16 protein-coding genes are annotated in these 21,489 nt (G+C 72.2%); 9 read left to right on the forward strand and 7 right to left on the reverse strand.

Annotation, left to right across the window (positions count from 1 at the left end):
• The first annotated feature begins 108 nt into the window (after positions 1 to 108).
• The gene (locus tag GT045_RS14860; protein WP_202528091.1) at positions 109 to 2,835 is read left to right on the forward strand and encodes a SpoIIE family protein phosphatase; all 2,727 of its coding nucleotides are present in this window, start codon (positions 109 to 111) and stop codon (positions 2,833 to 2,835) included.
• Positions 2,836 to 2,937: 102 nt separating this feature from the next.
• Here GT045_RS14860 and GT045_RS14865 read toward each other — a convergent pair whose 3' ends face one another.
• Positions 2,938 to 3,150: a DUF4287 domain-containing protein gene (locus GT045_RS14865; RefSeq protein ID WP_161287227.1), complete on the reverse strand. Its 213-nt coding sequence runs from the start codon at positions 3,148 to 3,150 to the stop codon at positions 2,938 to 2,940.
• Between the two features lie 281 nt (positions 3,151 to 3,431).
• Between GT045_RS14865 and GT045_RS14870 the strand changes: the two genes are divergently transcribed.
• Both GT045_RS14870 and GT045_RS14875 read left to right on the forward strand, forming a co-directional pair.
• Positions 3,432 to 4,052: a TetR/AcrR family transcriptional regulator gene (locus tag GT045_RS14870; RefSeq protein ID WP_161287226.1), complete on the forward strand. Its 621-nt coding sequence runs from the start codon at positions 3,432 to 3,434 to the stop codon at positions 4,050 to 4,052.
• 43 nt (positions 4,053 to 4,095) lie between these two features.
• A complete protein-coding gene (locus GT045_RS14875; protein ID WP_161334446.1) occupies positions 4,096 to 4,926 on the forward strand; it encodes an alpha/beta hydrolase in 831 nt (276 codons plus the stop codon).
• 130 nt (positions 4,927 to 5,056) lie between these two features.
• Here the strand turns inward: GT045_RS14875 and acnA are convergent, their stop codons facing one another.
• Positions 5,057 to 7,774 (reverse strand): aconitate hydratase AcnA, encoded by a 2,718-nt coding sequence (gene acnA / locus GT045_RS14880; RefSeq protein ID WP_161287224.1) that lies wholly within the window; start codon positions 7,772 to 7,774, stop codon positions 5,057 to 5,059.
• Positions 7,775 to 7,996: 222 nt separating this feature from the next.
• Positions 7,997 to 8,689: a hypothetical protein gene (locus GT045_RS14885; RefSeq protein ID WP_161334447.1), complete on the reverse strand. Its 693-nt coding sequence runs from the start codon at positions 8,687 to 8,689 to the stop codon at positions 7,997 to 7,999.
• Between the two features lie 228 nt (positions 8,690 to 8,917).
• On the opposite strand from GT045_RS14885, the gene GT045_RS14890 reads away from it, so the two are divergent.
• Positions 8,918 to 10,447 carry a UDP-N-acetylglucosamine 1-carboxyvinyltransferase gene (locus GT045_RS14890; protein WP_161334448.1) on the forward strand — a complete coding sequence of 510 codons (1,530 nt, stop codon included), beginning with the start codon at positions 8,918 to 8,920 and terminating at the stop codon, positions 10,445 to 10,447.
• A 106-nt stretch (positions 10,448 to 10,553) separates the two neighbouring features.
• Here GT045_RS14890 and GT045_RS14895 read toward each other — a convergent pair whose 3' ends face one another.
• Positions 10,554 to 11,453 (reverse strand): alpha/beta hydrolase, encoded by a 900-nt coding sequence (locus GT045_RS14895; protein ID WP_161334449.1) that lies wholly within the window; start codon positions 11,451 to 11,453, stop codon positions 10,554 to 10,556.
• Positions 11,454 to 11,643: 190 nt separating this feature from the next.
• Between GT045_RS14895 and GT045_RS14900 the strand changes: the two genes are divergently transcribed.
• Positions 11,644 to 13,923, forward strand: coding sequence for an MMPL family transporter (locus GT045_RS14900; protein ID WP_161334450.1), 2,280 nt, complete (start codon positions 11,644 to 11,646; stop codon positions 13,921 to 13,923).
• A 352-nt stretch (positions 13,924 to 14,275) separates the two neighbouring features.
• Here the strand turns inward: GT045_RS14900 and GT045_RS14905 are convergent, their stop codons facing one another.
• Both GT045_RS14905 and GT045_RS14910 read right to left on the reverse strand, forming a co-directional pair.
• The gene (locus GT045_RS14905; protein ID WP_161334451.1) at positions 14,276 to 15,529 is read right to left on the reverse strand and encodes a 3-deoxy-7-phosphoheptulonate synthase; all 1,254 of its coding nucleotides are present in this window, start codon (positions 15,527 to 15,529) and stop codon (positions 14,276 to 14,278) included.
• A 427-nt stretch (positions 15,530 to 15,956) separates the two neighbouring features.
• The gene (locus tag GT045_RS14910; RefSeq protein WP_161296937.1) at positions 15,957 to 16,553 is read right to left on the reverse strand and encodes a 4'-phosphopantetheinyl transferase superfamily protein; all 597 of its coding nucleotides are present in this window, start codon (positions 16,551 to 16,553) and stop codon (positions 15,957 to 15,959) included.
• A gap of 370 nt (positions 16,554 to 16,923) precedes the next feature.
• Here GT045_RS14910 and GT045_RS14915 point away from each other — a divergent pair, with 370 nt between their 5' ends.
• A complete protein-coding gene (locus GT045_RS14915; RefSeq protein WP_161334452.1) occupies positions 16,924 to 17,430 on the forward strand; it encodes a hypothetical protein in 507 nt (168 codons plus the stop codon).
• Here GT045_RS14915 and GT045_RS14920 read toward each other — a convergent pair.
• A complete protein-coding gene (locus GT045_RS14920) occupies positions 17,407 to 18,045 on the reverse strand; it encodes an RNA polymerase sigma factor (RefSeq protein WP_345942654.1) in 639 nt (212 codons plus the stop codon). The genes GT045_RS14915 and GT045_RS14920 overlap by 24 nt on opposite strands.
• 478 nt (positions 18,046 to 18,523) lie before the next feature.
• Between GT045_RS14920 and GT045_RS14925 the strand changes: the two genes are divergently transcribed.
• From GT045_RS14925 to GT045_RS14935, 3 genes are all read left to right on the forward strand, one after another.
• Positions 18,524 to 19,093 (forward strand): sigma factor-like helix-turn-helix DNA-binding protein, encoded by a 570-nt coding sequence (locus tag GT045_RS14925; RefSeq protein ID WP_161296933.1) that lies wholly within the window; start codon positions 18,524 to 18,526, stop codon positions 19,091 to 19,093.
• Complete coding sequence (locus GT045_RS14930) at positions 19,090 to 19,578, forward strand: hypothetical protein (protein ID WP_161296931.1); 489 nt, start codon at positions 19,090 to 19,092, stop codon at positions 19,576 to 19,578. The genes GT045_RS14925 and GT045_RS14930 overlap by 4 nt, the downstream gene beginning before the upstream one ends.
• A 311-nt stretch (positions 19,579 to 19,889) precedes the next feature.
• Entirely contained in the window at positions 19,890 to 21,488 is a 1,599-nt protein-coding gene (locus GT045_RS14935; protein ID WP_161296929.1) for a class I adenylate-forming enzyme family protein, read from the forward strand.
• The last annotated feature ends 1 nt before the right edge of the window (position 21,489 follow it).

Below are 21,489 nucleotides of genomic sequence, written 5' to 3' on the forward strand. Positions count from 1 at the left end.
CCGCACCGGGCTGCGGACCGGCCGGAAGGGGTCGAGGGGCGAGCGAAACGTGTCCAGCTCGTGGACGAGCCATAGCCACCTCAAAACCACCAGTGCTACAAATACCGCATGTCGGACGCATACGCCCGATTCAGGCGCCTCGCGTGGCGCACCGTGATCGGCAAGAGTCCCCGGAGCGTCGCCGGGCAGGTCTTCCTGCTCCAGGTGGTGCTGGTGGTGCTGCTCGTCCTCTGCGCCGTCCTCGCCCTCCTCCTGCAGTCCAAGCGGGACACCACCACCGAGGCCAGGCGCCGGTCCATAGCCGTCGCGGAGACCTTCGCCCACGCTCCGGGAGTGCTCCAGGCGCTGCGGCTGCCCGAGCCGTCCAAGGTCCTCCAGCCCCTGACGGAGGCCGGGCGCAAGGCCGCGGGTGTCGACTTCATCGTGGTCATGGACACCCGCGGCATCCGCTACACGCATCCGATCCCCGCCCGGATCGGCGAGCGGTTCGTGGGCAACATCGCGCCGTCCCTGGCCGGGCGCGTCTACACCGAGAGCGTGAACGGTCCGCTGGGCCGTGAGGTGCAGGCCACCGTGCCCGTCGACGACGCCCGCGGCAAGGTGGTCGCCCTGGTCTCCGCGGGGCTGAAGGTCAAGAACGTGACCAGCGCGCTGGACCGGCAGCTGCCCATCATCCTGGGCGCCGGAGCCGTCGCGCTCGTGGTGTCGACCGGCGGTACGGCTCTGGTGGGCAGGCGGCTGCGGCGGCAGACCCACAGCCTGGCCCCGGACGAGATGTCCCGCATGTACGAGCATCACGACACGGTCCTGCACTCGGTGCGCGAGGGCGTGCTCATCATCGACGCCGGCGGCCGGCTGCTGCTCGCCAACGACGAGGCGCGGCGGCTGCTGGAGCTGCCCGCCGACGTCGAGGGGTGCGTCGTACGGGAGCTGCCGGGCCTCGACCCGGCGACGCTGGAACTGCTCGGCTCCGGCCGGGAGGCCAGCGACGAGGTGCACTTCGCCATGGGGCGCCTGCTGGCGGTCAACCAGCGGCCCACGGACCACGCCGGGTGCCCCGGGGGGACCGTCGTCACCCTTCGCGACTCCACCGAGCTGCAGGCGGTGTCGGGGCGCGCCGAGGCCGCCCGGGAGCGGCTGGAGCTGCTGTACGACGCGGGCCTGTGCATCGGCAGCACCCTGGACGTGGTCCGCACGGCCGACGAGCTGGCACAGGTCGCGGTCCCCCGCTTCGCCGACTTCGTCACCGTCGACCTGGCGGACCCGGTGCTGCACGGGGACGAACCCGCCCCGACGGCGACCGACATGCGGCGGGTCGCCGTGAGCGGCATCCGGGACGACCATCCCCTCTACGAGCAGGGCCGGCTCATCGACTTCCTGCCCTCCACCCCGCAGGCGCGCGGCTACGACGCGGGACGCGCCGAGCTGGTGACCGACCTGGCGACGGCCGAGGGCTGGCACGCGCAGGACCCGAAGCGGACCCGGCAGATCCTGGACTACGGCATCCACTCGCTGATCACCGCTCCGATCCGGGCGCGCGGTGCCGTCCTGGGCATCGCCAACTTCTGGCGTGCCAAGCAGGAACCTTTCGACACGGAGGAGCTGTCCCTGGCGGAGGAGCTGGTGGCCCGGGCCGCCGTCAGCATCGACAACGCCCGCCGGTACACCCGCGAGCACGCCCTCGCCGTCACCCTGCAGCGCAGTCTGCTGCCCCGGGCCCTGCCCGAGCAGAACGCCCTCGACGTCGGCTACCGCTATCTGCCGGCGCAGTCGGGGGTGAGCGGGGACTGGTTCGACGTGATCCCGCTGCCGGGGAGCCGGGTGGCGCTGGTGGTCGGCGACGTGGTGGGGCACGGGCTGCACGCCGCCGCGACGATGGGCCGGCTGCGCACCGCGGTGCACAACTTCTCCACGCTGGACCTGCCGCCCGACGAGCTGCTCCAGCACCTGGACGACCTCGTCGGCCGCATCGACCAGGACGAGGGCCCGGACCGCCCCGGGGAGATCATGGGTGCCACCTGCCTGTACGCCATCTACGACCCGGTGACCCGCCGCTGTGTCATGGCCCGGGCCGGGCACCTGGCGCCCGCGCTGGTCGAGCCCGACGGCAGCGTCACCTTCCCCGACCTGCCGGCCGGTCCCCCGCTGGGCCTGGGCGGGCTGCCGTTCCAGACGGCGGAGCTGGAGCTGGCCGAGGGCAGCCAGCTCGTGCTCTACACCGACGGTCTCATCGAGGACCGCGCGCGGGACCTGGACGAGGGCATGGAGCTGCTGCGCGGGGCCCTGGCGGGGCACCCGGGCCGGCCGCCGGAGGAGAGCTGCCGGGCGGTGCTGGAGGAGCTGCTGCCCGAGCGCCCCGGCGACGACGTGGCCCTGCTCATCGCGCGCACCCGGGCGCTGCCGGCCGGCCGGGTCGCGGACTGGGACGTTCCGCGCGATCCGGCCGCCGTGTCCGGGATGCGCGCCGCCGTCTCGGCCACGCTGGAGGAGTGGGGGCTGTCCGAGCTGGGCTTCGGCATGGAACTCGTGCTGAGCGAGCTGATCACCAACGCGATCCGCTACGGCTCCGATCCGGTGCATGTGCGGTTGATCCACGACCGCGCGCTGGTCTGCGAGGTGGCCGACGGCAGCAGCACCTCGCCGCATCTGCGGTACGCCGCGACGACCGACGAGGGAGGCCGGGGTCTGTTCCTGGTGTCCCAGCTGGCCGAGCGCTGGGGCACCCGGTACACGCCGCACGGCAAGGTGATCTGGGCCGAACTGGCCGTGCCGGACCCCGGGGAGTTCACGGACCCGGCCGAGTTCCCGGACCTCTCGGCGTTCCCTGACCTGTGACGCACCCGGATCCGTGACGCACCAGGGCCGCTCAGCAGCCGTGGCCTGCCGCGGTCGGTCACGCGGGAGGCCACGGCCACCTCTGCCGGGGCCGGACTCGGTTCATCTTCCGCTGTCCTCGGCGAGGGTGTGCGCGACGAGCGCGTTGGCGTGGCCGTGGCCCAGGCCGTGCTCGGTCTTGAGCCAGGAGACGAGCTCCATGTGCCGGGTCAGGGGTGAGGCGCGGATGAGGTCCTTCCACTCGGCGATCGGACGGCCGTACTTCTTCTCGATCGAGGGGAAGTAGGCGGCGGGGCCCTTCACTGGTTCGGTCATGCTGCTGTGTCCGTCCGTTCGTGCTGGGTGGTCTCGGATGACGGCCTCGCCGGGGGCGGCGGGCGGAGGAGGGTCCGGCTCACCGCCGGGTCGCGGGCTCCGCTGCCACCGGGCGAGTGGGCCGGTGCGGAGACGGCGAGAGGGGTGCCGGCGGTCCGGGTCATGTGAAGTCCTCCTTGGTCGGGAACCCGCCGAAACTGGACGGTGTGGTACTGCCGGAACTGGACGGTACAGTACTCACAGGAGAACTGGACTGTCCAGTACTGAGGTCGGGAGGCGGCATGGAAGCGAGCGAGCACGGCAGGTCGGCGCTCAAGCGCCGGGCGATCATGGAGGCCGCGACCGGCGCGTTCATGAGCAAGGGGTACTCCGGTACCAGCATGGACGACGTCGCGAAGCTGGCCGCGGTGTCCAAGCAGACCGTCTACAAGCACTTCTCCGACAAGGAGACGCTGTTCGCCGAGATCGTGATGGCCACCACCGACCGGGTCGACGACATGGTCGACCTGGTGGCCCACATCCCGGCCGACGCCGACGCCCTGGAAGAGAACCTGACCCGCTTGGCCCGCCGGTTCCTGGCCGCGCTCACCCATCCCCAGGTCCTTCAGCTGCGGCGCCTGGTCATCGCCAACGCGGACGCCTTCCCCGAGCTGGGCGCCGACTGGTACGAGCAGGGCTTCGAGCGGGTCCTGGCCACCCTGGCGGGCACCTTCCGGCGCCTCACCGACGACGGACTGCTGTCGACCGCCGACCCGCTCCTGGCCGCCCACCACTTCTCCGGCCTGCTGCTGTGGATCCCGGTCAACAAGGCCATGTTCCACGGCGGCCCCCGGCACACCGAGGCGGAGCTCGACCACTACGCCACCGCCGGCGTGCGGGCCTTCCTCGCCGCCTACCGCTGACCCTCCGCCGGCCCGCCTCACATCCGACACCCCTGGGGGGAACATGACCTGGACCGAGCGCACCGTCGTGCGCGACGGCGTACGCATCTCCTGCCGCGACTGGGGCGGGGCGGGGACACCCGTCGTCCTGCTGCACGGACTGGCCGGCCACGCGGGCGAATGGGACACCGTCGCCGGGCGCCTGAGCCCCCGGTACCGGGTGGTCGCCGTGGACCAGCGCGGCCACGGCGCCGGCGAACGGCACCCTCGCGACCGCTCGCGCGCCGCGTACGTCGCCGACGTCGTCGCGGTCCTCGGTCGGCTGGAGCTGGGCCGGCCCGTCCTGCTGGGCCAGTCGCTCGGCGGCCACACCGCCATGCTCACCGCCGCCGGCCACCCGGACCTCGTCCGGGCGCTCGTGCTCGTCGAGGCCGGACCCGGCGGCGCGAGCCCGGACACTCCCGCGGAGATCGGCGGGTGGCTCGACTCGTGGCCGACGCCCTTCCCGTCCCGGGAGGCCGCCGTGGCGTTCTTCGGCGGCGGCCCGGTCGGCGAGGGCTGGGCCGCCGGACTGGAGAGGCGGGACGGCGGGTGGTGGCCGCGCTTCGACCGCGACGTGATGGTCGACTCGCTGCGGGAGAACGCGCGGCGCTCCTACTGGGACGAGTGGGCGAGCATCACCTGTCCGACACTGGCCGTACTCGGCCGATCGGGCATCATCGCGCCCGAGGAGAGCGGCAGAATGCTCCGGCAGCGTCCCGAGACGGTGGCGATGAGCATCCCCGGAGCCGGACACGACCTCCACCTGGAACGGCCCGACCTCCTGTGCGCGGCGCTCGAACGGTTCCTCGGGGACACCACCGGGCCGCAGGGCGGACTCCTCCGGACCCCGTGACCCGTCCCGCCCGTCGAGGCAGGTACCCGGGGCAGACGCGGCGGTGTCCGGCGGGCACGGCGAAGGGCACGGCGAAGGGCCGCACCCCCGCTGCCGGGGGGTGCGGCCCTGAACCGCTCGCCTGGGCCGCTTACTTGCGGATCAGGTTGCGCAGCACGTACTGCATGATGCCGCCGTTGCGGTAGTAGTCGGCCTCGCCGGGGGTGTCGATGCGGACGACCGCGTCGAACTCCACACCGGTGTCGGTGCTGACCTTGACCGTGCGCGGCGTGGTGCCGTTGTTCAGCTCCTCGACGCCGGTGAAGGAGAAGGTCTCCTCGCCGGTCAGGCCCAGGGAGGCGGCGGACTGGCCCTCCGGGTACTGGAGCGGGAGCACGCCCATGCCGATCAGGTTGGAGCGGTGGATGCGCTCGTAGGACTCGGCGATGACGGCCTTGACGCCGAGCAGCGCGGTGCCCTTGGCCGCCCAGTCGCGGGACGAGCCGGAGCCGTACTCCTTGCCGGCCAGGACGACCAGCGGGATGCCCTGCTCGATGTAGTTGCGCGAGGCGTCGTAGATGAACGACACCGGACCGTCGGCCTGGGTGAAGTCGCGGGTGTAGCCGCCCTCGGTGCCCGGCGCGATCTGGTTGCGCAGGCGGATGTTGGCGAACGTGCCGCGGATCATGACCTCGTGGTTGCCGCGGCGGGAGCCGTAGCTGTTGAAGTCGCGACGCTCGACGCCGTGCTCCGTGAGGTACTTGCCGGCCGGGGTGTCGGCCTTGATCGCACCGGCCGGGGAGATGTGGTCGGTGGTGACCGAGTCACCCAGCTTGGCCAGCACGCGGGCGCCGGCGATGTCGCTGACCGGGTCGGGCTCCATGCCCATGCCCTCGAAGTACGGGGGCTTGCGGACGTAGGTCGACTCGGCGTCCCACTCGAAGGTGTTGCCGGTCGGGACCGGGAGCGACTGCCACTGGGCGTCGCCGGCGAAGACGTCCTGGTAGGACTTGTTGAACATGTCCTCGCCGATGGCGTTCGCCACGACGTCGTTGACCTCGGCCTCGGACGGCCAGATGTCCTTCAGGAAGACCGGGTTGCCGTCCTGGTCGGTGCCGAGGGCGTCCCGGGTGATGTCCACCTTCATGGAGCCGGCGAGCGCGTACGCGACGACCAGCGGCGGGGACGCCAGGTAGTTCATCTTGACGTCGGGGTTGATACGGCCCTCGAAGTTCCGGTTGCCGGAGAGGACCGAGGTGACCGCGAGGTCGTGGTCGTTGACGGCCTTGGAGACCTCCTCCGGCAGCGGGCCGGAGTTGCCGATGCAGGTGGTGCAGCCGTAGCCGACGAGGTTGAAGCCGACCTTGTCGAGGTACGGCGTCAGACCCGCCTTGTCGAAGTAGTCGGTGACGACCTTCGAACCCGGGGCGAGGGTGGTCTTGACCCACGGCTTGCGGGTCAGGCCCTTCTCCACGGCCTTCTTCGCCACGAGCGCGGCGGCGACCATGACGTAGGGGTTGGAGGTGTTGGTGCACGACGTGATGGCGGCGACGGTGACGGCACCGTGGTCGATCTCGTACGTCGACCCGTCGGGGGCGGTGACGGTGACCGGGTTGCTCGGGGCGCCGTTCGGGGCGACGGCCGGCGAGTCGGAGGCCGGGAAGGACTCCTTGCCCGCCTCGTCCACCACGTCGACGTAGTTGAGGACGTCGGACTTGAACTGCTGGGCGGCGTTCGCGAGGACGATACGGTCCTGCGGGCGCTTCGGGCCGGCGATGGACGGCACGACCGTGGACAGGTCCAGCTCGAGCTTCTCGGAGAAGTCGGGCTCGGCCTTCGGGTCCAGCCAGAGGCCCTGCTCCTTGGCGTACGCCTCGACGAGCGCGAGCTGCTGCTCGGAGCGGCCGGTCAGCTTCAGGTACTTGATGGTCTCGTCGTCGATCGGGAAGATTGCGGCGGTGGAGCCGAACTCCGGCGACATGTTGCCGATGGTGGCACGGTTGGCGAGCGAGGTGGCGGCGACGCCCTCGCCGTAGAACTCGACGAACTTGCCGACCACACCGTGCTTGCGGAGCATCTCGGTGATGGTGAGCACGAGGTCGGTGGCGGTGGTGCCGGTGGGCAGCTCGCCGGTGAGCTTGAAGCCGACGACGCGCGGGATGAGCATGGAGACCGGCTGGCCGAGCATGGCGGCCTCGGCCTCGATGCCGCCGACGCCCCAGCCGAGGACGCCGAGGCCGTTGACCATGGTGGTGTGCGAGTCGGTGCCGACGAGGGTGTCGGGGTAGGCCTGGCCGCCCCGCACCATGACCGTACGCGCCAGGTGCTCGATGTTCACCTGGTGGACGATGCCGGTGCCCGGCGGGACGACCTTGAACTCGTCGAAGGCGGTCTGGCCCCAGCGCAGGAACTGGTAGCGCTCCTTGTTGCGGCCGTACTCCAGCTCGACGTTCTGCTGGAAGGCGTTGGTCGTGCCGAACTTGTCGGCGATGACGGAGTGGTCGATGACCAGCTCGGCCGGGGCCAGCGGGTTGATCTTGGCGGGGTCGCCGCCCAGCTCCTTCACGGCCTCACGCATGGTCGCGAGGTCCACGACACAGGGGACGCCGGTGAAGTCCTGCATGATCACGCGGGCCGGCGTGAACTGGATCTCCTGGCTGGGCTGGGCCTGGGAGTCCCAGCCGCCGAGGGCGCGGATGTGGTCGGCGGTGATGTTCGCGCCGTCCTCCGTGCGGAGCAGGTTCTCCAGCAGGACCTTGAGGCTGTACGGCAGGCGGGCCGAGCCCTCCACCTTGTCCAGCCGGAAGATCTCGTACGACTCGTCGCCCACCTGCAGCGTGCTGCGGGCGTCGAAGCTGTTCGCCGACACGACAGTCTCCTTCATTGATGTGCGCCTACCACCGTCAATCGTGCCGCCGCGCCGACTTGGCGAACCAGTAAGGTCAGGCTAAGTTAGGCATGCCTTACCGGTGCGGCGGGCTGCGGTGCGCCTCGGCAGATATCTCGATGTCGAGATAACACTAGTACATGGGCGCGGTCTGGTCATGCCCGCCCCCGCCTCCCGCGCGCCCCGGCCGGCCCGCCCGCCGGTCTACCAGCTGCGTTCGGCGACGGTCTTGGCCGGGCCCAGCACCTTCACATGGCCGTGATCGCCGTAGTCCGAGTTCCGCCACCGGGCGAACCCCCTGGCCGTGCGATCGGCGCCGTCCTGCTCACCCACGCCGTAGTCGACCCGGACCACGGACTCGGTACGGCCGCCGGGCGCCGACGTACGGACGTAGACGCTCTCCACGTGCGGGGCGACAGCGGCGTCCGCCGCCGTGCCGCCGTCCGCCACCAGGAAGGCCCGGAACTCGCGCCGCATGGGGAACCAGCAGGGCGCGCCGGTGTCCGCCGGAGTGTCGCTGGTGGTGTCCGGAAGCTCCCGGTAGTCGTCGCTGGTGGTGTCGGGAAGCTCCTGAGCGTCGTCGTCGGTCGTCGTGTCGGGCAGTTCCCCGGGGTCGTCGTCGGTCGTCGCGTCCGGGAGCTCCTGAGGGTCGTCGTCCGTCGTCATGTCGGGGAGGCCCCCGGGGTCGTCGTCGGTGGTGTCCGGGAGGTCCCCGTAGTCCTCCTCCGTCGGCACGTCCGGCTGGTGGCAACCGGCGGTCGCCCCGCCGGTCGCGGACGCGCCGGCCGAGGCGTCGGCGTGCAGGGTGCCGCACGAGGCAAGCGAGCAGCAGAGAGCGAGCACGACGAGCACGGGGAGGTGGCGCGTCCTGGTGGTCCTGGTGGCTGTGGTGGTCATGTGTGTGTTCCCCCTTCCGAGAGGAGAGGGGCGGGCGCGGGTCCCGGTTCCGCGACGCGGGACGGTGTTCCGTCACCCCGGCGGACGTCATACGACATCGCCCGTTTTCTCCAGACCTTCCGGACGCCCGCCCCGCGCCGGCGCGGGGCCGCTGACAGCCCGTCACCGACATCACCCGAATGGCCCCCTTGGCGGGCGCGATCTCATATCTGAGATAGCCTCAACCTCATGTCAGACGACTACCTCGTACGCATCGGCAAGCTCATCCGTGACGCGCGGCAACACCGCGGCTGGACTCAGGCGCAGCTCGCGGAGGCGCTCGGCACCAGCCAGAGCGCGGTGAACCGCATCGAGCGCGGCAACCAGAACATCAGCCTTGAGATGATCGCCCGGATCGGTGAAGCCCTGGACAGCGAGATCGTGTCGCTGGGCTACGCGGGTCCGATGCATCTGCGCGTGGTCGGCGGCCGCCGTCTGTCCGGTGCCATCGACGTGAAGACCAGCAAGAACGCGTGCGTGGCCCTGCTGTGCGCCTCGCTGCTGAACAAGGGCCGCACGCTGCTGCGCCGGGTGGCGCGCATCGAGGAGGTGTACCGCCTGCTGGAGGTGCTCAACTCCATCGGCGTGCGCACCCGCTGGGTCAACGACGGCGTCGACCTGGAACTGATCCCGCCCGCCGAGCTGGAGTTGGCGGCGATCGACGCGGAGGCCGCCGTACGGACCCGCTCGATCATCATGTTCCTCGGCCCGCTGCTGCACCGCATGGACCACTTCAAGCTGCCCTACGCCGGCGGCTGCGACCTGGGCACGCGGACCATCGAGCCGCACATGATCGCGCTACGCCGGTTCGGCCTGGACGTCGCGGCCACCGAGGGCCAGTACCACGCCCAGGTGGACCGCTCGGTCCGCCCCGACCGCCCGATCGTGCTGACCGAGCGCGGCGACACGGTGACCGAGAACGCGCTGCTGGCCGCCGCCCGGCACGACGGTGTGACGGTCATCCGCAACGCCTCCTCCAACTACATGGTCCAGGACCTGTGTTTCTTCCTGGAGGCCCTGGGCGTCAGGGTGGAGGGCATCGGCACCACGACGCTCACCGTGCACGGTGTGCCGAACATCGACGTCGACGTGGACTACTCGCCCTCCGAGGACCCGGTGGAGGCGATGAGCCTGCTGGCCGCCGCGGTGGTCACGGAGTCGGAACTGACGGTGCGCCGGGTGCCGATCGAGTTCCTGGAGATCGAGCTGGCGGTCCTGGAGGAGATGGGCCTGGACCACGACCGGTCGCCGGAGTACTTCGCGGACAACGGCCGTACCCGCCTGATCGACCTCACGGTACGGCCCTCCAAGCTCGAAGCCCCGATCGACAAGATCCACCCCATGCCGTTCCCGGGCCTGAACATCGACAACGTCCCGTTCTTCGCGGCGATCGCGGCGGTCGCCTCGGGCCAGACGCTGATCCACGACTGGGTCTACGACAACCGGGCGATCTACCTGACCGACCTCAACCGCCTCGGCGGCCGGCTCCAGCTCCTGGATCCGCACCGGGTGCTGGTCGAGGGCCCGACCCGCTGGCGCGCGGCCGAGATGATGTGCCCGCCTGCCCTGCGGCCCGCGGTGGTCGTCCTGCTGGCGATGATGGCGGCCGAGGGCACATCGGTGCTGCGCAACGTGTACGTCATCAACCGCGGTTACGAGGACCTCGCGGAACGCCTGAACTCGATCGGGGCCCAGATCGAGACCTTCCGGGACATCTGAGGGACCGAGAAGCAGGCTCGGCGCCGGCCGGGCTCGCCCCGGGACGCCGTCCGGGAGCGGGCCCGGCGCCGTCGGCCCCGGTGAGGCGGGCGGCGCCGGGGCCGGGTCAGTCGTGGGGGGTGAAGAGGGCCGCCGCGGTCTCGGCCACCAGGTCCGGGCGTTCCTCGTGGAGGTAGTGCCCGCAGCCCGGGACCACCTCGACCCGGAGGTCGTCGGCGTGGCGTCCGGCGTCCGTGATCACGCTCGGCGGCAGCATGAAGTCCCTTTCGCCCGCTAGGATCACCGTCGGCGTGGTGAGCCGGAGCTTCTTGTAGCGGCCGAGGACCAGCTTGGCGATGTCCCGCAGGGCGAAGGCGCGGTGCAGCGCCTCACCGGCCCGCGCCCGGTCGGGTTCCCGGCTGGAGCGCACGAACTCGTCCACGGCGTCCGGCGTCCACACCGCCTGGTCCACCACGCCCCTGCGCATCAGGTAGCGGGTGAACCCGGGCCGGTTGCGCAGCATCCAGCGGCCCAGCAGCGGCTGCTCCAGCAGCGCCGTGTACCAGAACCGCCAGGACTGGGGCATGAGCCGGTGGTGCAGCGGCCACGGGTGCATCATGTTCAGCGCCAGGTAGCGGTGGATCCGCTCGGGTGCCTGCAGACACACGTGGAAGCCGGTCCAGGCGCCCCAGTCGTGACCGATGAGGTGGACCCGGTCCAGGCCCAGTTCGTCCAGCAGGCCGACCACGTCGGCCACCCTGCTGTCGGTGTCGTAGCCGTGGCCCGGTGCGTCGGACCAGCCGAAGCCGCGCTGGTCCACGCACAGCAGCCGGTACCGGCCGGACAGCAGCGGGACGAGCCGCCGCCAGCCGTACCAGTGCTGGGGGAAGCCGTGCAGCAGGACGACGGGTTCGCCCTGGCCGATCTCCGCGACGTGCAGGCGGACACCGCGCACGCTGACATATCGGTGCCGGACTCCGTCCAGCTCGGGCAGCGGCGGGGTGGTGGTGTGCGCCACGGTCTCCACGAGGGCTCCAGGGGGTGTTGGCGGTGCTGGTCGGTTGGTCAGGAGGCGCCGGACGGGCGAAAGGTTCCGTCCGTCCTCGAACCGGTGCGCGGCGGGAACCGCGAAAGACGTACGGAACGTTTGGGCCTCCCGGCTCCTCCTGACCCTGCGCGGCTCGACGCAGCCGACCGGCTCGACGGAGGAGAAGAACGTGACAAACAGGCGAGGTCTCGCGCAGGCCGCGGGGCGTTGGAGTGCCACCCACAGATGGGCGGCCGTGCTGCTCTGGCTGGCGTTCGTCGTCGTGGCCACCGTGGCCGGCGGCATGGTCACCCAGCACGAGCCGACCCCCGCCGAACTCACCAACGGCGAGGCCCGGCACGCGGAACGGATCCTGAGCGACGCGGGACTGAGCCTGCCCGCGCACGAGGTGGCGTTCGTCCACAGTGACCGGGCGACCGTGGGCTCACCGGAGTTCCGCGCGGCCGTCACCGACGTGGTGGAGCGCATCAAGCGCACCGGCAAGGTCCGTGACGTGGTGTCGCCGCTGGACCCGGCGGGCGCCGCGGCCGTCTCGGCGGACCGGCACAGCGCCCTGGTCCAGTTCGACATGGCGGGTGACGCCGTCGAGGCGAAGGAGGAGGTGCAGCCGGTCCTCGACGCCGTCGCGCGTTCCGCCGAGGTCTCCCCCAGTGTCACCGTGGAGCAGTTCGGCGAGGCGTCCTTCGCGCACAAGTACGAGGAGAAGCTGCACACCGACTACACGAACGCGGAGACGATCTCCTTCCCCGTGACCCTGGGCATCCTGCTGGTGGCGTTCGGCGCGCTGGTCGCCGCCCTGCTGCCGGTGGTGCTCGCGCTCACCGCCGTGGTCGCCGCCGGCGGGCTGCTCACCCTCGGCAGCCACCTGGTGCACATCGACCAGAACGGCAGCTCCGTCATGTCGCTCATCGGCATCGCCGTCGGCGTCGACTACTCGCTGTTCTACATCCGCCGGGTGCGCGAGGAGCGGGCCCGGGGCAACAGCACCGAGGCGGCCGTGAGCGCGGCGGCGGCCACCTCCGGCCGTTCGGTCATCGTCTCGGGCCTGACCGTCATGGTCTCCCTCGCCGGGCTGTTCCTGTCCGGCAACGGCATCTTCTACGGCATGGCCACCGCGACCATCATCGTCGTGGCGGTCGCGGTCCTCGGCTCGGTGACGGTGCTGCCCGCGCTCCTCTCGCTGCTCGGCCACCGGATCGACAAGGGCCGGGTGCCGCTGCTGCCCCGGATGCGCGCGCAGGACGCGACCGGGGCGGAGGAGGCCGGGCGCCGTGGCTTCTGGGGTGTCGTGCTCGCCGCCGTACTGCGCCGGCCGGTCGTCTCGCTGGTGGTGTGCGGCGGCGCGCTGCTGGCCCTGGTCGCCCCGGCGTTCTCGCTGCACACCTCGGACCCGGGGGTGAGCGACCTGTCGGCCAAGAGCCTGCCGGCGCTGCGGACGTACGAGCGGATCCAGGGCGCCTTCCCCGGTTCGTCGACCCCGGCCAAGGTGGTGGTCAGGGCCGACGGTCTGCGCGGGGCGGCGGGCGAGGCGGCACTGCGGGACTTCACCCGGGCCGTCGGCGCGGCGGGTCCGCGGCTGAGCGGGCCGGTGACCTACCGGGTGTCGGACGACGGCAAGGTCGCCGTGGCCACCGTGGGCCTGGCCGGCACGGGCACGGACGACACATCCGTACGGGCCCTTCGCGCCCTGCGCACCGAGGTCGTCCCGGACACCTTCGGCAAGCTGCCCGGGGCGGACGTCGCCGTCGGCGGCACCACCGCGGCCTCGGTCGACACCAACGCCAACCTGTCCGACCGGGCGCCCTGGGTGGCGGGCTTCGTGCTGCTGTTCACGTTCGCGGTGATGCTGGTCTCCTTCCGCTCCCTGGTGGTCGCCGGCTTCACCCTGGTGCTCAACACGCTGTCGGTGGGCGCGGCCTACGGCATCGTGGTGCTCGTCTTCCAGAAGGGCTGGGGCGAGGGCCTGCTCGGCTTCACCAGCACCGGCGGGATCGCCTCCTGGGTGCCGCTGTTCATGTTCGTCTTCCTGTTCGGCCTGTCGATGGACTACCACGTGTTCGTCGTCAGCCGGATCCGCGAGGGCCACGACCGCGGGCTGTCCACGCCCCAGGCCATCGAGCAGGGCATCCGGGGCACGGCGAGCGTGGTCACCGGGGCGGCCGTGGTGATGGTCGCGGTCGCCGGGGTGTTCGGCACGCTGCCGCAGCTGTCCATGAAGGAGTCCGGCGTGGGCATGGCGACCGCCGTACTGGTCGACGCGACGTTCATCCGGATCGTGCTGCTGCCGGCCACGATGAGGCTCCTCGGGGACGCCAACTGGTACCTGCCGAAGTGGCTGGACCGGCTGTTGCCGGCCGCCTTCACCGAGGTGGCCGCCGCCGACGCCTCCGGGGCGCCCTCGGGCAGCGGCCGGCCGGCCGAGCGGGACACCGTCTCCTCCGGCACCTGACGGCTGCCGCCGGGAGACGCACCGATGCCGCCGGACCAGGGAGGGTCCGGCGGCATCGGTGCGTCGGTCCGCGTCGGGCGCGGGGGCGGTGCGCCGGCGGGCCGCTGACCCACTGGCCCCCTGGGCCGCTGGGCCGCTGGGCCGACGCGGGGATGCGCCGGCGGGGCAGGAGGCCGGCGCGGGGATGCGTCGGCGGGGCAGGAGTCCGGCGTGGATGCGTCAGTGCACCGGACGACGTCCTGGCCGACTGTCGGCGGGCGGGGAGGCCGGGGCGTGCGCCGGCGGGCCGGGCCGCCGGCGTCTCGTCATCCCCGGCGTCTCGTCACCCCCGGCGTCTCGTCACGGCGTCTCGTCACCCCCCGGCGGCGCACAGCTCCGCCGTCAGCGCGGCGATCTCCGCCGTCTGCGAGCCGTTCAGGCGTGGGTCGCACGCGGTCTCGTAGCGGCGCGGCAGATCCTGCTCGGTGATGCCGGAGGCGCTGCCGACGCACTCGGTGACCTCGGCCGGGGTGGCCTCCAGATGCAGGCCGCCGGGACGGCCGCCGGCCGAGCGGAGGGCCTCGAAGAAGCCGCGGATCTCGGCGGCCACCGTCGCCACGTCCCGGGTCTTGTGACCGCCGGCGCCGACGTAGGTGTTGCCGTGCATCGGGTCGCACAGCCACACCGCCGGATGGCCGAGCCGGGCGGCCTCCGCCACCAGCGGGGGCAGCGCCTCGCGCACCCGCTCCGCACCCATCCGGGAGATCAGCACCAGCCGCCCCGGCTCGCGGTCCGGGTCGAGCCGGGCGCACAGCGCGGCCAGGTCCCCGGGTTCGGTGCCCGGGCCGACCTTCACCCCCACGGGGTTGTCGACACCGGACAGGAACCGCACGTGGGCTCCGCCGGGGTCGCGGGTGCGCGCGCCGATCCAGGGCAGGTGGGTGGAGGTCAGGCAGAGGCTGCCGGTCACCGGGTCCCGCCGTACCTGGGGCTCCTCGTAGTCCAGCACGAGTGCCTCGTGGCTGGTCCACACGGCGGGCGCGCCGGCCGCCGGGGCGCCGGGCATCGCCATGCCCGACTCCGCCAGTTCCCGCAACAGGGCGAGCACGTCACGCGCGTGGGCGTGGCCCTCCAGCAGCCGCATCGCGTCGGGCACGCGGGCCGCGGGGTCCGGTGCGGGGTCGTTGACCAGGTGCCCGCGGAACGAGGGCAGGACCAGCTCCCCGACGCGTTCGGTCGGTGCGGAGCGGGGCTTGGCGTACTGGCCCGCCAGCCGGCCCACCGGGATCACGGGCCGGCCGAGGGCCTGGCCGATGGTCCGGGCGGTGGTGTGCAGCAGGCCGACCCGGGCCGCGACACCGGCGAAGGTGGGGGTGTCGAACGTCTCGGCGCAGTCGCCGAGTTGCACGACGAACGCCTCACCGTGCGCGGCGGCTGCGAGGGCCCGGCGCAGGTCGAGGATCTCGTGCGGCCGCACGAGGGGTGCGGCGCCGGCCAGCCGGGACCGGATCCGGCGCAGCAGCGCGGTATCGGGCCATTCGGGCTGCTGGGCGGCGGGGCGCTGTCGCCAGTCGGACGGCGTCCAGGCCGGCGGCCGGGCGGAGCGGAGCACAGCGGGCGAGGACATGGGGCATCGGCCTCCGTCGTCGGTGAGGAAGTGCGGCGTCGTCGTGTGCGGGTCAGGCGGTGCGGCCGCGTCGTGCGCGGCCCAAGGGCCCCAAAGGTGCGGCCACATCGTGCGCGGCCCAAGGGCCCCAAAGGTGCGGCCACATCGTGCGCGGCCCAAGGGCCCCAAAGGTGCGGCCACATCGTGCGCGGCCCAAGGGTCCCAAGGGTGTGGCCGCGTCGTGTGCGGCCCGAGGGTGTGGCCGCGTCGTGTGCGGCCCGAGGGTGTGGCCGCGTCGTGTGCGGCCCGGGCGGTGCAGCCGCGTCGTGCGCGGGCCGGGGGTGGCGGCCGTGGCGTGCGCGGGGCGGGCGGTGCGCCGCGGCATGCGCGGCCGAGGCGGTGCGGCCTCGTCGTGTGCGGGGTGTGTGGTGCGGGTGGCGGGCTGCGTTCAGTCGTGGGGCAGCGCCCAGCACAGCAGTCCGCCTCCGGGCAGTTCCCGTACGCTCACGCGCACCCGGTGCTCGGGGTGTCCGTCCGCCCGGGCCAGGAATCCGGTGCCGTCCGGGGTGAGCCGCAGATCCCGCAGGCCGCGCAGGGCGGGCCCGGTGAGCGGGCTCAGGGCCTTGAAGGCGGCTTCCTTGGCGGAGTAGAGCGTGAGCAGCCGCCGGGCCGCCGTCGGAGGCGGTCCGAGAAGCGGGCGTTCCGGCTCGCGCAGCACCAAGTGGGCCGCGCGGACCGGGAGATCGGCGAGTTCCAGGTCGATGCCGAGGGTCGGGAACCGGTCGGCCGGAGCGGCGACGGCGACCGCGATGCCCCGGGAGTGGCTGATCGACCCCGAGATGCCTTCGGGCAGCCGGGGCCTGGGTCCGTCGCACAGCACCGCCCCCGCGGTCAGCCCGGCGGCGCGTACGGCCCGGTGCAGCGCGCTGCGTCCGATGAGGAAATCGCCACGTCGGGGTTGCGGCATCGTCCGGGCCAGGCACCGTTCCTCGTCGGTGACGGCGACCGGCGGCCCCTCGTGGACGGAGGCGACCGCGAAGCCCACCCCCGGAATACGTGGCCCGGATCCGGCGAAAACCCGGGGCAGAATGCGGAGCGCCTCATTCGAATGCACGAGGTATTCTCCCTGTTTCTGGCTGATGGGACAGGAAAGGGACGGCACGGTGAATTCCGTGAATACCGGCACGAGTTCCTGCCCGGTTCGCCGGATTGTGCCGGACCGCACGGCGGAGCGGCCAGGCGGGCGGCGACACCCTGCTCAGCCGAACCCCTCCCTGGGACCGAGGTGAAGTCGGTATCCTGGCCTCTCGGACACAAAGAGGCGGCGCGACGCCGACACACTCCCCGCTTTACCATGCTTTTACTGTCCGGGGGGTCGGTGCGCCCCTCCTCGCGACGCAGAGGGAGGGACAGGGATGTCCGGTTCGGGGAGCAACGGCTGGCCGACGGCCGAACTGGACGCGGTGCGCCGTCTGCACGTCATCGCGTCCGCGGCCGGGCCGCACGCGTCGTTCGCCGAGCGCCGTTTCGACGTCCCCCTGGACCGGCTGTGGTCCGTCGCCTCCGACCTGGAGAACGAACTCCCCCTGATCGTCGGGGGCCTGCGCACCTTCGGCATCACACGGTCCGAGGGTGAGCGGCTGACGGGCGAGGCGGTCGGCGCCCTCGGGTTCCGCGAGCAGTTCGACATCGTGCTGCGCCCCGGCTGGTGCCTGATGCAGGGCAAGGTGCTGACGAGCGGCATGGCCGCCACGGAGGACCGTGACGGCTGCCGCTTCGCCTTCTTCACCAGCCTGCGGCTGCCCGGCGGCGGCCTGCTCGACCGGATGCGCGGACCGTGGTCCGCGCGGCGGGCGGAGGACATGCTCGACCGGCTCGGGAAGCGGGTGGCCGCCCGGTCAGCCCCAGGCCGACCGGAATGACTGCCTGGCCCGGAACAGCCGGGATCTGACGGTCCCCACCGGTATCTCCAGCAGGGCGGACACCTCCTGTTCGCTGAGCCCCTCGACATGACGGAGCATCAGCACCGCCCGGTACTCGGGCGTGAGCCGGTGCAGGGCGTCGGCGATGTCGGAGGCCAGGTGCAGGTCTCCGGGAGCGGGTGGTTCCTCCCATTCCGCGGACATCGTCGGCTGCCGGCGGCGCTGGCCGGCGAACTTCAGGGCCTCGCGCACCGCGATGGCCCGGACCCACCCGAACAGCGCCGCGGGCTCCTGGAGCTGGCGGATACGGCGGAAGACGGTGATCAGGGTCTCCTGGGCCGCGTCCGCGCCGTCCTGGAGGGCGACCGGACCGCAGATCCGGCCGACGTAGGGGGCGAGGACGCCCAGCAGATCGTCCATCGCCAGCGCGTCGCCGCGCTGCGCCCCCTCGACCAGGCGAGCCAGCAGGTGCGGATCGTGCAGCGTGCCGGTGTTGCCCTCCTTCGTCACCGCGTCCCCGCTTCCCGCTCCGCCCTGCCCGCCGCGGAACCGCGGGCGGCGAGGGAGAAGGAGAATGCGCCGGTCGATGTGTTCACCGGTGGCGACGTCGCGCACCGAGTCTTCCTGTACCCAGTTGAATTCCTATTGGAGCGACTGGTTCCCGTTCTCTCGCATAGGTCGCGCAGAACCATGAAATTGATACCCCCGTTGATGGCGAATGGGACTGCTCACGCACACCGCTGGCAACCCTAGCACCGGGCACAGGGCTCCGGGAGGCTGAAGAAGTCGGAGCACCACTCAACCGGTGGGTAGCAAAATATGCCGGGAGGAACACGGCCGCACGGGCTTCGCGATCCGAATCCACGGAAACCCCGCGCGGCCCCGGAGCCGAGTCCCGCGGGCGGGCGTCCTCGACCCCCCGGAGGCAGGCGCACGGCGGCCGACGCACGCCCCCGCGGGGCCGAATTCAGGACAAGATCGCAAAGTAGCGGGAGTACCGCGCCGTTCTGTCCCCTCCTTCCCATCGAGGCCCCACACCGACGCCGCCCTGGCACCGCCGGAGCGTCGACCACCAGGGGAGGGAGAACGACAGATGAAGACCGCGCGAGCGGACGCCCGCCAGCAGGGCCCGCCGTCCCGGCAGAGTGCCGCGCCGGAGGATCCGTGGGCCACCGCGGCCCCCCTCGTCCGAGCGGCGCAGGTCGGCGACGCCATAGCCCTCAACGACCTGCTGAGCCTGCTCACCCCGTACGTGAGCCGGCTGTGCCGGCCGATCGCCCTGAACAACAGCGCCGACGCCGTACAGGAGGCGCTGATCGCCGTGTTCCAGGGCCTGCCCCGGCTCAAGGACCCGCGTGCCCTGTACGCGTGGGTACGCACGATCACCGTACGCGAGGCGGTGCGGGTGGCTCACCGTACCGAGCGCGAGACACCGGTGTGCGAGTTCGACGACATCGCCGGGCCGCGCAGCCCCGAACTCGCCGTCGACGTACGGGACGTACTGCGGCGCATGTCCACCGAACACCGTGCGGTCCTGGTCCTGCGCGAGCTGGAGGGCCTGGACGAGCGGACGGCGAGCGCCATCCTCAACATCTCCTGCGGCACGCTGAAGTCCCGGCTGCACCGTGCCCGACACAGCTTCCGAAAGGCGTGGCCGCGATGAACCTGGACTGGCCGACGGCCGAACTCGATCCGGTACGGCGCTTGCGTGTCATGGCCGCGGGGCTGCACGCGGTCATGTACGCGGACGCCCACGTGGACCTGCCGATGTCGGACGTGTGGGCGGTGGCGAGTGACCTGGAGGGCGAACTGCCGCACCTGGTGCCGACCTTGCGCGCCTTCCGCTGCGATCCGCTCACCGGTGACCGGCAACTGGGGTGGGCGTACGGCCTCCTCGGTCACAACGCCTGCTTCGACGTGCGGCTGCGCCCCGGTTGGTGCCTGATGCAGAGCCGCTACGTGGTCGGCGGTATGGCGGCCGTACCGGAGGGGTCCGGAACCCGGTTCGCCGTGCTCGGCGGGCTGCGCCAGCCCTGGGCCGGGCCGTTCCAGCGGGCACTGCGTCCGCTCGGCCGCGCCCGGGGCCTGCTCATGGTGGAGCGGGCCGCGCGGCGCGCGGAGATCCGCCGCGAGCCGAAGCCGGCCTGAGCCCCGCGCACGAGGGCCGCTCCGGTCGCGGCAACCCCCGGGTCGCGACCGCGCCCGACCGTGACCGCCGTCCGTTCCGCCGTTGCGCGGACCGGACGGCGCCCCGGCCCGGCCGGCCATGGAAGACACCGCTCCGGAAAAACTCGGATTCCGGTGGAGTGCATCGGCCGCGTGCCGCCTCTTTGTCTGTGTCGGACGCTCCCGGCCCACGGTGAGCGGCACCCGGCGCCATCCCCCACGCACAGCAGCCCCGTCCGGGCGCGTTTTGCGCTGCCCGCACGTCATCGCCCGGCCGAGCAGAGGGAACCACCATGCCCGACATATCCGCACTCAAGCTCGACGTCGTGCCCGAGCCGACCGCCGCGCTCGGGATCCTCCCGACCGTGGCGGCCGAGAAGGCCCCCGACACCCCGTTCCTCTCCGACACGCCGTGGCGCACGTACGCCGGACCGGTCCGCACCTTCGCCGAGTTCGCGCAGGCCATCGACGACTACGCCGACCGGTTCTGGGCCGGGGGCGTCCGCCGCGGAGACGTCGTCGCCGTCGTGCAGCGCAACCACATCGAGGTGGAGGGCGTGATGTGCGCCCTGGGCAAGATCGGCGCCCTGCCCGCGCTGCTGTCCTCGGCGATGGAGACCGGGGAACTCCTGGAGTGCTTCGCCCGGCTGGACCGCCCCTACCTCCTGGTCGACTCCTTCGGGCTGTCCCGGCTCGCCGAGCACCGGCACGCGCTGCGGCTGCTGACCCGGGGCGTGCTGTGCCTGGAGGAGACGGAGGAGGACTGGGTCGTCCCGCTGCAGGAGCGCAGCGCGCACACCGCCGACCCGCGGGACGAGGACGAGTGGTTCGTCGTCACGCACTCGTCCGGCACCACCGGCGCGCCCAAGATGGCGGCGCACTCGACGCGTTCACTGTTCGGCATGGTCGCCCCGATGATCCAGATCTTCCGGGACCAGTACTCCTCGCAGGACCTGAACGCCAAGCACCTCTCCTTCGTCCACGCCCGTACCTGTGCCGGCACGCTCGCCTCGCTGGAGACCGCGATGCCCGCACTGGCCATCGCCGACCCGGACCCGGCCAACGTCAAGCGGCTGATGCTCCGGCACCGTCCGACCTCGATCGAGACGCACCCGAACGTCTACATCCAGTGGGAGTCCCTCGCACACGACCCGGACCGCCCCTTCCAGCACGTCGAGCGGTTCATCTCCACGTTCGACGCGATGCACCCGCGGACCGTGCGCACCCTGCTGAACGCCTCGGAGCACCCGGGCGCCCACTACTTCCAGGCCTACGGCCAGACCGAGTCGGGACCGATCTGCCTGCGCATCGTCTCCCGCGAGGAGTCCGCCGCGTACTCGCCGCGCAACGTCGGCCACACCGGTGGCGGCATGGAGATCCGGATCGTGGACGAGCACGGCGTCGAGCAGCCGCCGAACGCGCCCGGCTTCATCGAGACGCGCTCCCCCGGCCGCATGCGCGGCTACGTCGGCGGCGACCCCATGCCGCCCGCGGACGCCTGGTGGCCCATGGGTGACATCGGGCGGCTGCTCGACGACGGCTCGCTCGAACTCCTGGACCGCATCGTCGAGCACGTCGACGGCGTCGGCAGCCTCCTGGAGAAGGAGGACCACCTGCTGGAAGCGCTGCCCGAGCTGGTCGAACTGGTCCTGGTCAAGGACGAGGACGACAACTCCGTGTTCGCCGTGGCCTGTCCGCGCCCCGGCACCACACCCGACCCGGAGCGCTTCCGGGCGGTCGCCGCCGAGGCCGGGCTGCCCGACCTGGACGTGCGCTTCTGGGAGTGGGAGGCCATGCCCGTCACCGGTTCCTACAAGGTCCGCCGGTCCGTACTGCGGCGCAAGCTCGCCGGCCGTATCCAGCGCACCGCCACCGTCCGGAAGGGGGCCTGAC

Source organism: Streptomyces sp. SID486, from assembly GCF_009865385.1.
GTDB lineage: Bacteria > Actinomycetota > Actinomycetes > Streptomycetales > Streptomycetaceae > Streptomyces.